Origin of the sequence: Flavobacterium anhuiense, from assembly GCF_900101855.1 — a bacterium.
Taxonomy (GTDB): Bacteria; Bacteroidota; Bacteroidia; order Flavobacteriales; family Flavobacteriaceae; genus Flavobacterium; species Flavobacterium anhuiense.
In genome coordinates, this window is the sequence record NZ_FMVC01000005.1 from 159,110 (window position 1) to 172,067 (window position 12,958).

The window sequence follows — 12,958 nt, forward strand, 5'->3', positions numbered from 1 at the left end:
AGCAAGACCCGACAGGTTTTAAAAACCTGTCGGGTCTGCTGTTAAAAATAGTTACTAACTTAAACCGAAACCGATTCTTCGTTTTTTAATAACGATAAATGTATCGTAACTCCTGAATGGCTTTTCTCTTCAGAAAGAACACTGTTAAAAGTTTCCTCAGCTTCTACTTTTTTATCAAGACCTAAAAGACCTAATCCTTTCATGTATAGACAGTGAATTTTATTTCGCTTGTCCAAGTCATCTTCCCAAATCATAAGATCTGGAAGCGAAACTGCAAAATAATCAATCGTAACATGATCGTTTACATGTTTTTCTGCGTAAGCAACAAACTTCTCGAAACGTTTATTGGCTTCTGGAATATTGTTTAATTTTAAGAAAGCCAATCCCTGATAGAAAATTTTATCTGGTTGTTGGTCATTATAAAAAATCGCTGCTGTTGGTTCTTCTAATCCTTGAGTTGCTTTATGCCACCAGTTATTCGCTTCTTCTAAATTATTTTTCTTTTCGAAAGCAACTCCAAGCCAATAATGAATATCGTTTTCTTGTGCGCCTGGCAGTTTTCCTTCACCTAAATTTTCTGGATAAATTTGAGCTTGTTCTAAAAGTTCGATTGCTTTATCATAATTGCCCTCAGAAATCTGTTGTTTAGCAATTTCGGTCAAAGAAATCACGTATTGACCGCTTACTTTTCCTTCACCACCTTCCCAAGGATGGAATTTTCTGTTTTGCAATAAAGTCAAAGCTTTATTATGTTTGCCTAAAAGATTGTACAAAGCCACTCTTTCTAAATACACATCATCTCTTTGAATAACCAACTCTAAATGTTTTTCTAAGAAAGCCAGTCTGAAAACCAAATCTCTGTTCAAACGTTTGTACAATTGGTCTAATTCCATTAAAATTCTGGAATCTTCCGTATCCAGAGAAAATGCTTTTTCTAAACTTGAAAGCGCTTTTTGCTCATCATTTAATTTATTGTAATAAGCCAATGATAAGTTACGGTGAACAGTTGGAAACGTATCGTCTATAGCAACCGATTTTTCCCAGCAGGAAATAGCATCATCATAGAATTTTGAAGCATACCAAAAGTTTCCTAAATAATACAATGCTTTTGCGTCATTCGTCTGTTTCTTGATAACTTCTGAAAGAACTAAAGCCGCTTCAATCTGGTTTGGAAAACAGTAATCCGGTTTTGCCTGAGAAGCCTTTTGGAAACATTTTTCGGCTTGACCGAAATCATTTAATTTTTCATAAAATGAACCTGCAAAATACCATGCCATTGGATAAGTGTTTTCATCTTTCAGACCTTCATTTAATAATGATGCAGCTTCTTCATATAAACCGGTTGCGCTGTAATCTAAAGCATATTCAATATAAGTATGAATGTTATCTCGGATTAATGCATTTAGATACGCCAGATCTTTTTTATCGGTACTTAAAATATACTTTTCATATAGCAATCCGAAATTAAACAAGTCGTTCTGTAAATATTGGTCTGCAAGTTGAAGTGCTTTTTCTTTTTGATTTAATTTTCTAAGAAATGCTACCTGCAAATGCAGTGCTTTATGATCTTCGGTATTTTTAGAAATAGCTTTTTGAATGTGTTCCAAAGCCAGTTCAAAATCGCCATTTAAAGCATCAAGTTGTGCTACATAAAAATAACCTTGATTTTGCCAAGCTGCATTCCAAGTTGATTTGTAAAAAGCATCGTATGCTTCTTTGTTTTTGTTCTGATATTTAAGACACAATCCCAAATTGAAGTAAGCTTCACCATCGTACGGATTTGGGTTTCGCTGCGTCAATGTTTTTATGGCTGCTCTAAAATAGGGTTCAGCTTCAGTAAATTTTGCTCTTCGCATGAGCCATAATCCCATAGCATTATTAGAACGAATATCGCCAGAATCACGTTTTAAGGCTTCTTCGTAATACGGAATCGGACTGTAAGTAGCGTGTCTGTATTGCTCCAAATGCTGTGCAGTCAGGAATAACTGTTCATTGTTTTGGATATCTTCTGGAGCAAGTGCAGGTTTTGCGGCTTCTGGAATTTCATCTTCATTTTGTCCTTCATAAATCCAGTCAACTAAAACTTTATCATCTGCATCGGTCACAGAAATCGATAAACCTTCTAAAGAGGTATTGTACTCAAAATCGATAGTTTCTTCAAATGAATTTTTGGGAGAAGCATCGTATTGTTTTTGTAACAAAACAATATCATTGTTTTTTAAAGTGACGGTTGTTTTTGGATAAACTCCTGTTGTGTAAGCTTTAATTACTAATTTGTTATCGATGCTTTCCAGATTAACCATCGCGTTTTTAGTGGCATTTTTTACAACTCCTAAATCACGATAGGGCATAAAAAATTGCGTAAATTCTTTTTGTTCGCCTGGCATAATCCAAGTAAAATCAGGCTGATTGTCGGTATAAACCCCGCACATCAATTCGATATAAGGGCCATCTTCATCAGTAAGATTACGATCCCAAGCACGACCGAAGTCGCCGTGTCCCCATGTCCATTGTTTTTTCCCAGGAGAAACATGATGATTGGCAACATGAAGCAATCCGCCTTTTGAATCATTTTCGTAACCTCCCACAAAATTATATTTGGATGCAATCGCCATATATGATGTTGGAACGGGAATATTTTTATAACGCGAAATATCAGTTCCTGGCGAATAATCTACTTTGTAATACGTTCCTTTTGCAATTGGGAAAGACGAAACGTCGCGCTTTCCATGATCAAAAACAGCATTTACATCTGGAGGAAAAACTGACTGATAATCGTCATTTACTTTAACTGCAGGATTGGCCCACCATAAAAAAGTCTGTGGAAATGAGGTTCTGTTGTATAATTGGGCTCTAATTTCCAAATAAGCTTTATCTGGATACAACCGGAATCCGGCCATACCTTTGGTTCTAAACATACGTTCTACTTCGCTGCACCAAATTGTAGCGCTCCCGTCTTCATGTTCTTCTATAGTAAAATCAACAGGGTCAAAAGTGGTTGGTCTATGGTGCTGTGGCCAGTTAAACTCAATTCCACCAGAAATCCAAGGACCTGTAAGTCCGACCAATGCAGGTTTTACAACCTGATTGTAATACACAAAATGACGTTCTTTGGTTTTATCGTAAGCCATATGAACGCGTCCGCCTAGTTCTGGTAAAATCATTATTTTAACAAACTCATTTTCAAGATAAACGGCTTGATATTCTTTATTGGTTTTTTCGTCAGCAATTTTTTCAATAACTGGATAAGGATATACAGATCCGTTACTTCCCTGATACACTCTTTTTTCAATAAATACAGGATTTTTTTCAGGTTTGCCCACCTCATAAGTTGGCAGGATTATTTTTTCCTTCCAAACATTTACTTTTTGCATGATGTAATGAAATTTAAATTATTGAATATTCTTTGATTCTTTATCAGAAACCATCAGTTTTTCAATCTCTTCGAGACTTTTGTTTTTGGTTTCAGGAAGTTTTTTAGATACAAACAAAAATCCTAAGGCACAGATAATTCCGTAGATCCAGAAAGTTCCAGATGTGCCTAAGTATTCGTTGAAGATTGGAAACGTTTGTACCAAAAGTGCAGATGCTATCCAGAGTGCAAATGTGGCAACAGACATCGCAACACCTCTGATGCGGTTAGGAAAAATTTCAGATAAAATAACCCACGTAATAGGAGCAAGAGACATGGCGTAAATAGCAATTGCTAATAATACCAGTAATAATAAAGGGAGACCGGTAACATTGGTATAATAAAAATAACCGAGTAAGGCGTAAATTATGGCAAGTCCAGCCGAACCAAAAAGCATTAGTTTTTTACGTCCAATTTTGTCAACAGTTCCCATGGCAACCAATGTAAAAACAAGATTGATACTTCCTGTAATTACGATATTCATAAACAAATCATTAATGCTATAACCAGCCGAAACAAAGATTTCCTGAGCATAATTAAAAATGATGTTAATACCGCACCATTGCTGGAAAGCGGCCAATACAATTCCGATTAGCAGAATGGGTAAAGCTCTTTTATCAAGCAACATTTTGAAATCGGTTTTTTCGGTTTCTTCTGTAAAAGTTTCTTTAATTGTGGCAATCTCTTCTTTGGCGTAGGCCAAACCTCCAATTTTAGTTAAAGTATTCTCTGCTTTATCATGGTTCCCTTTTTTTGCAAGATAGCGAGGGCTTTCAGGTATTAAAAACATTAATATAAAGAAAAGAACCGCGGGAAAAAATCCTGCCCAAAGCATCCATCTCCAGCCTGTTTGACCGTTCCAAGAAGCTAAAATCTGTTCATGTGAATAATCTGGCGGAATAACATCAGTAATTAACATATTGGTAATCTGTGCAGCAAGAATTCCAATCACAACGGTTAACTGATTGATAGAAACAAATAATCCTCGGGTTTCTTGAGGGGCGATTTCTGCAATGTATAAAGGAGAAATGGTAGAAGCGATTCCAATTCCGACTCCGCCGATAATTCGCCAGATAATAAACACGGTAAAGGTTTCAGATGCTCCTGTTCCAAGAGCGCATAAGGAGAATAATATGGCAGCAACGATTAGTATAGGACGTCTTCCGTAACTGTCGGCTAGTTTTCCTGCAACGGCTGCTCCTGCGACGCATCCTACAAGCGCACTGCTCATTGCCCAGCCTTGCAGAGCTGGAGAATTTGTAATGCCAAAATAAAGTTCGTAAAATGGTTTTGCGCCGCCGATTACAACCCAGTCGTAACCAAAGAGTAATCCTCCCAATGCCGCAACAAGACTGATTGATAGTAAAAAGGTATAATTATAGTTTTTCATAAAAAGGTTTTATAGCTTTTGTAAAATTAGCGGAATAGGAACCTTTGATTTATGGATATTTTTTTTGAATAGATGGATTATAATCTGATTTTTTACTATTGAATGATTAAGTGCGAAAACAATTGCGTTACTGCTTGTATTCGGTTCGATATTGTATTGGTGAAGTACTCATGATTTTTTTGAACAAACGAGAGAAATATAAAGGATCATTAAACCCTAAATTAAAACTGATTTCTTTTATGCTCATAGTGGTAAAGCTCAGATATTGGCAGGCTTTCTGCATTTTTAAATAATTGAAATAATGTATAGGAGAGTAACCAGTCTGCTTCTTAAATAGTGTAAAAAAATGAGAAGGAGAATAATTAAAATAAGCGGCAACATCATTAATTTTTAAGGAAATATCGAGATGTTTTTTCATATAGTCAATAGCCGATTCAATAGTATTATCCTCTGAAAATTTTCGGTTCCTTTGAATGAAGAATTTTTCATACAAAAAGGTATTTAGTAACTGCCATAACGAAAGATTGGCAAATTCGAGATTACTGGCGCTATAGCCGTCTTCCATAACGTCTAATATGTTTTCAAAAAGTTCTATGCGTCTTTCTTCAAGTGATAGTTGAGGTGCAGTGTCAGGATGTTCGGCAATGAATTTATCATAGAAAAAAGGAGCTTGCACTCCCGTAAAATGGATCCAGTAGATACTCCACGGATTTTGTTTTAAAGCATAATAATCATGTGCAACTTCAGGAGGTATAATATAAAAGGTATTGGCTTTTAATGTTATGGTTTTATTTTCTTTGCTTATGATGCCTTCTCCTTTGTAACAATAAATTAAAATGTATTGCTTGCTCCCATGTTTTCGTTTCATGGAGTGATGACTTGCATTAGGGAAAACACCAATATCCGTAAAATATAAACCAGCTATAAGCGGATTCTTTTTAATGATCGAAAGTATATTCTTTGGAATTACAATCATTCGCTGTCCTAGAAAACCTTCTTTGACTTTTGTTTTTTCTTTTTGCGCTGCATTTTTCATGATCCAGATTGTGTTTTTCAAATATCGTAATTTAATCCATGCTTTCACAAAAAATGTCCATTTTGAGAACCATAATCAAAACTAAATTTGAAATTCTATACTAACACTTCAAATTCTAAACTTTTTGTAAAACTTTATGAATGGTACAAATAACATTGTTTGGGAGTCTTTTGGCTGGCATGATGAGAAAGAGATTTTCAAATTTCAGATCACAAATAGTCACGGCAACTATGTCGAACTTATTAATTATGGTGCCATAGTAAAATCCATAGTAGTGCCAGATAAAGTGGAAAACAAAGAAAATGTGGTTTTAGGATTTCCAACTTTAGAAGGTTATGTAAAAGATCAATCTTATATAGGAGCGACTGTTGGCCGTTTTGCAAATAGAATTCATAATGCGGCATTTTCTATCAAAAATAAAATCTATTATCTCGATAAAAACGATGGTAAAAATAATAATCATAGTGGTTCGGCTGGATTTAATAACAAAGTATTTGATTGTATTGTAGAAGAAGATGCCGTATTTTTTTCTCTTGAAAGTAAAGATGGAGAGGGTGGTTTTCCTGGGAATTTGAAAACAATAGTACGTTATAAATGGACAGATCAAAACGAACTTAAAATTGATTTTCTGGCAGAAGTCGATCAACCAACTCCGTTAAATTTTACCAATCATTCTTATTTTAATTTGACAGCTTGTAAAGAAAAAATACATCATCATCAGTTAACCATTCAAGGATCAAAAATTCTGGAAAGTACTGTTGATTATATTCCAACTGGAAAAATTTTGCTCGCCGACGAATATTTGTTTTTGAGAGATGAATTAAAAGACGTGATGCAAAACAACGGACTTAATCTCTATTATATTTTTGATAGAAAAACTAAAAATGAAAATGCTGTCTGCGAATTGTATGATGAAAAATCGGGAAGAATAATGCGTGTTTATACCTCATATCCAGGACTACAATTGTATACTGGAGATTATTTAAACTGTGATATTGTTGGAGAACATAATAAATTATACAGTTCATTTGACGGACTCTGCTTAGAGTGCCAGTTTTATCCCGACAGTCCAAATCACCAGCATTTTCCGAATACGATATTCCAATCCGGACAAGTTTATAACGAAACTATTATGTATGCTTTTGATGTAATAAAATAACAAAAGGAACTATCACCTCTAATAATTATAAAATGAAAAAAATCTTTCTTAACCGATCTTTAAGTGTGCTGATACCTGTGGTATTTTTTGTGCTAACGAGCTGTGTTGCACAAAACGAAGAACTTTCTTTAAAATCAAAAGATAATCTCAATGAAATCAATTTGTCTCTGACCAAAGACGGAAAATTATCGTACAAGGTTTCCCGTAAAGATAAAACAATAATCGAAGATTCGCCTCTTGGACTTGTTTTTGAAAATCAGGATTTTTCATCAGGCTTGTCTGTTGCAAAAGTTTCAGCTATTGAAGAAAAGCGTGAGCAATACGAACTTAAAGTAGCGAACAACAAAGTAATAGATCATGTTTTTAAAAGCAAAAGCATTACATTCAAAAACAGCAAAGACGCTTTAATGACAATAGATTTAATTGCAGGCCAAGAAGGTGTTGCTTTTAGATATAAGTTTCCCGAGCAGGAAAAGCAAACTAGAATACTTAAAAATGAATTGACAGGTTTTCATATAGCTCAGAATGTAAAGGGATGGTTGCAGCCTTATAACAAAGCAGGAGATTATACACCAGGTTATGAGGATTTTTATATTAATGTAAAGCCTGGAGATCCTATAAATGGTGCCAGAGGTGAATCAGTTGGCTGGTGCATGCCGGCGCTTTTTAATGTAAATAATACTCAAAATTGGATTTTAATTGCAGAATCAGGAACTGATGGTTCATTTCCAGGCTGTCATTTAGATTCAGATTCTAAAGATGGAATTTACAGAATCGCTTTTGCTAAAAATGATGAAAAATTCACACTGCCTTTAGCTGATAAAGGAATTGCATATCCTGAATCAAACTTGCCTTGGACAATGCCTTGGAGAGTAATTATGATTGGAGATAAAGCAGGAGATATACTATTATCTACCATGATTACCGATTTGGCTCCAGCTTCTAAAATTGAAGAGACTTCATGGATTGTTCCAGGAAAAGCGGCTTGGTCGTGGTGGTCACATCCTGAAGATTTTACGCCAGAAATGTATAAAAAGTTTACAGATGTTTCGGCATCATTTGGATTTAGATACACGCTTTTTGACGCTGGATGGGAAAAAGCAAACAGAGAAGGAAAAATTATTGACGATGCTTTGTCGAAAGGAGTTCAGCCACTGGTTTGGGGTTATTCGGCTGAATATTTTGACGCTGATAAAAGGAAGAAGAGATTTAAGGAGCTGGCAGAAATGGGCGTAAAAGGAGTTAAAATAGATTTTTGGTGTTCAGACAGACAGGAAGTTATGGCAACGCTGCAGTCGGTTTTTGAAGATGCAGCCAAGGAACATCTTTTGGTAAATCTGCACGGTACTACAATGCCAAGAGGCTGGCATAGAACATGGCCGAATTTCGTAACAGCTGAGGCTATTTTAGGAACTGAAAGTTATTTTTATGAGCCAAGATTTCCTGAAAAAGCGGCGGAGCAAAACACTGTATTGCCTTTTACAAGAAATGTTGCAGGACCAGCAGATTATACGCCATTTGCTTTGACTTTTAGAAAGTACACTCGTTTAAATACAGCGACGCACGAATTGGCTATGGCCATGATTTATACTTCAGGAATAATTCATTTTGCCGATTCAGAAGAGGTTTTCAATTCACTTCCGAATGAGTTGAAGAATTTACTGAAAGAAATGCCAGCAACATGGGATAAAACAGAATGTATCATTGGAGAGCCGGGCAAAGCATTAGTATTGTCACGCCAGAAAGATAATCTTTCTTATATCGTGGGTATTAATGGAACTAATGCAAATCAAACCATAACAATTGATCTGAAAAAATACGGAAAAGGTTTTTCAAAATTCAGAATTATTTCTGAAGGAAACGATAAGTTAATGGAATTTAAAGTAGAGACTTATCCTGTAACTTCAAACTGGAAATATAGCTTGGCTCCAAAAGGAGGATTTATTATCCAATTTATTAAGTAGCGGAAAATAGAAAAATAAGTTTGGTTAATAATGTGTGATTTTTAAAGATAAGAGAGTCTATTGATTTTTATTTTATACTTATTAACAAAAAAAGTTTAAATGCTTTAGGAGTTTTAAAACTTAAGTTTTTTTATCTATTAAGATGTTATTGATTGACATTTCTTCGCATCAAAAAATAAAAGCTTACAATCAAGAAGCGAAGCAGTATATTTTTTATAAAAAAGACCGATTGTTCTTTTTTTATTGTAATTTTGTCATAGTAAAAAAAAGGGCCATGAAAATAAAGACATCCAAGTCAGAAAATACTAAGCAGTTAATTATAGAAAAAACGGCATCGGTTTTTAATACAAAAGGCTATGCAGGTACTTCCATCAATGATTTGATGAACGTAACGGGTCTTTCGAAAGGCTGTATTTATGGTAATTTTGAAAATAAGGATGAAATTGCCCTGAAAGTCTTTGATTATAATTTTGCGAAGATTACCCAGCATATGAAAGAACGCATCCTAGCAACAGGCGATTCAGTTGAAGGACTGTTGGTTTATCCAGAAATGTATAAAAACTACTATAAATATCCGTTTTTACAGTCGGGATGCCCGATACTCAATACAGCTACAGAAGCAGATGATACCCATCCGCAACTTAAGGAACGCGCGCAAAAGGCACTTGATCTTTGGAAAACTGCTATTGTGAATCAGGTAAAACGAGGTATTGAAGAAAAGGAAATAAAAGAAGAAACAGATCCAAATGAATTGGCTGTGATTATTATTTCGATAATCGAAGGGGCGTTTATGCAGGCAAAAGTGAATAATAGAATGACCGAGCTCAAGGTAGCAATGTCGTTTTTGGAAAAAATGATTATGCAGTTAAGAGCATAATTTTTTTTACTATAAAAAAGACCGATTGGTTTATTTTGAATTATAAAATAATAAACAATAATAAAATGGAAGAATTTGATATTGCCGTTATAGGATCAGGTCCTGGCGGATATGTAGCCGCAATTAGAAGCGCACAGCTTGGTTACAAAACAGTTTTAATAGAAAAATATAACAGTTTGGGCGGTACTTGTACCAATGTGGGATGCATTCCTACGAAAGCACTCCTGGATAGCACGCATCATTATGCAGATGCAGCGAAGAGTTTTAGAGCGCATGGAATAGAATTTTCAGATATCCAGCTAAACTTTGAGCAGCTTTACAGACGCAAAAGCGAGGTGGTGCAGAAGAACACACAAGGCCTAGAATTTCTGATGAAAAAGAATAAAATCAGCGTACTTCATGGTATAGCTTCTTTTGTCAGCGATGAACAAATTAAAGTTTCACATGCCGATCAGACCGAAACTTTTTTAAAATCAAAGAAATATATTATTGCTACAGGATCTAAACCAGCTACGATTCCTGGTGTCATCATAGATAAAAAAAAGATAATTACTTCTACTGAAGCGTTGGATATGAAAGAGAAGCCTGAACATATTGCTATCATCGGTGGTGGCGTAATTGGTGTTGAAATGGCATCGATCTTTAATAGAATAGGAACAAAAGTGACCATTTTAGAGTATGCTGATAACCTTATTGTTAATATGGATCAGGAACTCGGAAGTGCTTTGGCTAAAATTTTAAGTAAGGAAGGTGTTGAAATTAAATTGGGACAAGCGGTTTACAAAACAGAAAATCTGGGTGAAAAAGCTAAAGTGTATTTCAAAAATAAACAAGGCGAACAAAATGAGCTAAAGGTTGATTATGTGTTAGTTGCAGTAGGTAGAAAACCCAATGTAACTGCTTTGGGGCTGGAGAATACCAATGTAACATTAAATGCCAATGGCACTATCAAGGTAAATGAACTTCTCCAAACAGCAGTACCTAATATTTACGCTATTGGTGATGTTATTGGTGGAGCCATGTTGGCTCATAAAGCCGAGGAAGAAGCTGTATTTGCGGTGGAAAGGATAAATGGTCAAAAACCGCATATTCATTATAACCGTATTCCTTCCGAGGTATATACTTGGCCAGAGGTTGCTTCTGTAGGGGCCACGGAAGAGGAATTAAAAAGAGATGGAGTTGCTTATCAAATAGGCAAGTTTCCTTTTGCAGTCAACGCCAGGGCCAGAGCAGGTATGGAGCAGGAGGGTTTTGTTAAGGTGATTTCTGATCCAAAATATGGCGAATTATTGGGTGTGCACATTATAGGAGCTAGAGCAGCAGATCTTATAGCACAAGCCGTTGTAGGGTTAGAGTACGAAGTGACCGCGGGAGACATGGCTTCTATCAGTTATGCTCATCCAACCTATTCAGAAGCGCTTAAAGAAGCATATACGATTGCTTCAGGAAAGCCGTCACTTAATATTTAAAACAAAGGATTGAAAAAATCATAATTCATTTTAGTTTAAAATTAAATTCAAACTAGACTAGAGGCAGCGAAAATTTGTGCTGCCTCTAGTGTTTTATGCTCTTAGACTGAATAGTTTGATGCACAACGGAATTAGTGCGCAGGAAATGGCGAGAAATATAGCGACCCTGATATAATAGATTTTGCCAAAGGGAAGTTCGTTTTGCAAGATGCATGTTATTGTGTGGAATGGAATCGTTTTGCTGCGAAATCATTTTTTAAATAATTCTGAAAAATAATATTCTATTTCTTTTTGTAATACAGCTGCACTAATCCAGTTTCAAATGTTTTTGCCGAAACAAATTCAAGTATTTGCTCAGGTCTGCCGTCTTTAAAAAGTTTGGTTCCATTACCCAATAAAACAGGGATAATTGAAATTATGAATTCATCGATTAAACTATTTTTCAACAGTTCATTTATTACTTCAGCGCCGCCATCACAATAAATATTTTTTCCTTTTTCAGATTTTAGCTTCTCGACTAGTTCGGCTATGTTTCCTGTATAAAAAATTGTCCTCCCTATTTGTGGCCTTTCAGTTCGAGTGATGACATAAACATCTCTTTGGCCGTTGTCGTAATGAGATGCACCGATTTCCTTTAGCACATAATCATATGTTTTTCTGCCAATAATTAAAGTATCTACATTAGCAGTAAATTCAGCATATCCATAATCTTCATCTTTTTTTTCGACAAGTTTCAAAAAGCTAAGATCGTCATTTGGCTTTGCTATGTAGCCATCTAAGCTCATAGCGATGAAAAGTGATATTTTTCGCATTTTTTATTAAGTTTTAATGTTCTGTCAAATGTACTTTTGCGCCACCGATTATACTTTGTAAAAATGCGACAAATTATAATGATGAAGGCCAAAATCCAGTGTTTCGCTTAATTTCATTACTGAGATGCGAATGGTCGTAATAGCCACATTCAAATGCAATATCCGAAAGGCTTCGATGTTGATTTGTTTTTTGGATAATATTTAAAGCATTTTGAAAACGAATAATATTTGAATATTCTTTTGGAGAGAATCCAATGTATTTTTTAAAATTACGCTCCAACTGTCTCACCGTTGTGCAATTCTTTTTAGCTAATTCGTAAATACTGATTTGTCCGTTTGTTAAATCTATATCCCTAATAACAGATTGCAGAGGAATGTTTTTGTTGTTTATTCTATCCAAATAGAAGCGGTTAAAATAATCGAATGGTTTTTCAAATATCTTATCAGCATGAAATGAATTAGATTTTTCAAATTCAACAGTATTATTAATCAATATATTTTGCGGGTCGTAGCTATAGAAATTAGCAAAAGCGGCAGGTTTTAGACATGCGCCTGCTAAATGAGTATCCATATCAATTAAACTATCTTTATAGGAATTCATAGCACCAACAGCGTAAGTTTTTCCGAATTCAAGATGTAGAGAGCCGTTATCTGTCAAGCAGTTGCTTCCTAAATTTATAATAATTCCACTGCATCCGTCTGGATAAACCCGTTCCCACTGCGCTTCGTATGGGTTTCCTTTTAGTTCCCAAAAGAAATGAATATAAGGTTCTAATTCCTTGCAGGGTTTTATTTTTATGTATTCCATACGCATCTATATTAGTTACAAAAGTAGCTAA

Annotated in this window: 9 protein-coding genes; 4 read left to right on the top strand and 5 right to left on the bottom strand. The window is 35.1% G+C overall.

Features of this window, described 5'->3' with window-relative positions; all coding sequences use genetic code 11:
* Positions 1 to 59: 59 nt before the first annotated feature.
* From BLP44_RS14615 to BLP44_RS14625, 3 genes are all read right to left on the bottom strand, one after another.
* Complete coding sequence (locus BLP44_RS14615; RefSeq protein ID WP_091134017.1) at positions 60 to 3,374, bottom strand: DUF5107 domain-containing protein; 3,315 nt, start codon at positions 3,372 to 3,374, stop codon at positions 60 to 62.
* A gap of 18 nt (positions 3,375 to 3,392) precedes the next feature.
* Entirely contained in the window at positions 3,393 to 4,802 is a 1,410-nt protein-coding gene (locus tag BLP44_RS14620; RefSeq protein ID WP_091134020.1) for a sugar porter family MFS transporter, read from the bottom strand.
* A gap of 127 nt (positions 4,803 to 4,929) precedes the next feature.
* Positions 4,930 to 5,859, bottom strand: coding sequence for an AraC family transcriptional regulator (locus BLP44_RS14625; protein WP_244511782.1), 930 nt, complete (start codon positions 5,857 to 5,859; stop codon positions 4,930 to 4,932).
* A gap of 115 nt (positions 5,860 to 5,974) precedes the next feature.
* Here BLP44_RS14625 and BLP44_RS14630 point away from each other — a divergent pair, with 115 nt between their 5' ends.
* The 4 genes from BLP44_RS14630 (at position 5,975) to lpdA (ending at position 11,307) form a co-directional block, all read left to right on the top strand.
* Positions 5,975 to 6,997, top strand: coding sequence for an aldose epimerase family protein (locus BLP44_RS14630; protein WP_091134025.1), 1,023 nt, complete (start codon positions 5,975 to 5,977; stop codon positions 6,995 to 6,997).
* A gap of 32 nt (positions 6,998 to 7,029) precedes the next feature.
* Complete coding sequence (locus BLP44_RS14635) at positions 7,030 to 8,961, top strand: glycoside hydrolase family 97 protein (RefSeq protein ID WP_091134027.1); 1,932 nt, start codon at positions 7,030 to 7,032, stop codon at positions 8,959 to 8,961.
* Between the two features lie 274 nt (positions 8,962 to 9,235).
* A complete protein-coding gene (locus tag BLP44_RS14640) occupies positions 9,236 to 9,838 on the top strand; it encodes a TetR/AcrR family transcriptional regulator (RefSeq protein ID WP_091134442.1) in 603 nt (200 codons plus the stop codon).
* Between the two features lie 65 nt (positions 9,839 to 9,903).
* The gene (gene lpdA / locus BLP44_RS14645) at positions 9,904 to 11,307 is read left to right on the top strand and encodes a dihydrolipoyl dehydrogenase (RefSeq protein ID WP_091134029.1); all 1,404 of its coding nucleotides are present in this window, start codon (positions 9,904 to 9,906) and stop codon (positions 11,305 to 11,307) included.
* Between the two features lie 281 nt (positions 11,308 to 11,588).
* On the opposite strand, the gene BLP44_RS14650 is transcribed toward lpdA, so the two are convergent.
* Together BLP44_RS14650 and BLP44_RS14655 are read right to left on the bottom strand one after the other, a co-directional pair.
* Positions 11,589 to 12,119: a dihydrofolate reductase family protein gene (locus BLP44_RS14650; RefSeq protein WP_035692297.1), complete on the bottom strand. Its 531-nt coding sequence runs from the start codon at positions 12,117 to 12,119 to the stop codon at positions 11,589 to 11,591.
* 73 nt (positions 12,120 to 12,192) lie between these two features.
* Positions 12,193 to 12,927, bottom strand: coding sequence for a helix-turn-helix transcriptional regulator (locus tag BLP44_RS14655; RefSeq protein ID WP_170830247.1), 735 nt, complete (start codon positions 12,925 to 12,927; stop codon positions 12,193 to 12,195).
* Positions 12,928 to 12,958: the final 31 nt, after the last annotated feature.

Bases quoted from the DNA above. Each gene is read 5' to 3' on its own strand.
- BLP44_RS14615 (WP_091134017.1), bottom strand. From the start codon at position 3,374: ATGCAAAAAGTAAATGTTTGGAAGGAAAAAATAATCCTGCCAACTTAT.
- BLP44_RS14620 (WP_091134020.1), bottom strand. From the start codon at position 4,802: ATGAAAAACTATAATTATACCTTTTTACTATCAATCAGTCTTGTTGCG.
- BLP44_RS14630 (WP_091134025.1), top strand. From the start codon at position 5,975: ATGAATGGTACAAATAACATTGTTTGGGAGTCTTTTGGCTGGCATGAT.
- BLP44_RS14635 (WP_091134027.1), top strand. From the start codon at position 7,030: ATGAAAAAAATCTTTCTTAACCGATCTTTAAGTGTGCTGATACCTGTG.
- BLP44_RS14640 (WP_091134442.1), top strand. From the start codon at position 9,236: ATGAAAATAAAGACATCCAAGTCAGAAAATACTAAGCAGTTAATTATA.
- lpdA (WP_091134029.1), top strand. From the start codon at position 9,904: ATGGAAGAATTTGATATTGCCGTTATAGGATCAGGTCCTGGCGGATAT.
- BLP44_RS14650 (WP_035692297.1), bottom strand. From the start codon at position 12,119: ATGCGAAAAATATCACTTTTCATCGCTATGAGCTTAGATGGCTACATA.
- BLP44_RS14655 (WP_170830247.1), bottom strand. From the start codon at position 12,927: ATGGAATACATAAAAATAAAACCCTGCAAGGAATTAGAACCTTATATT.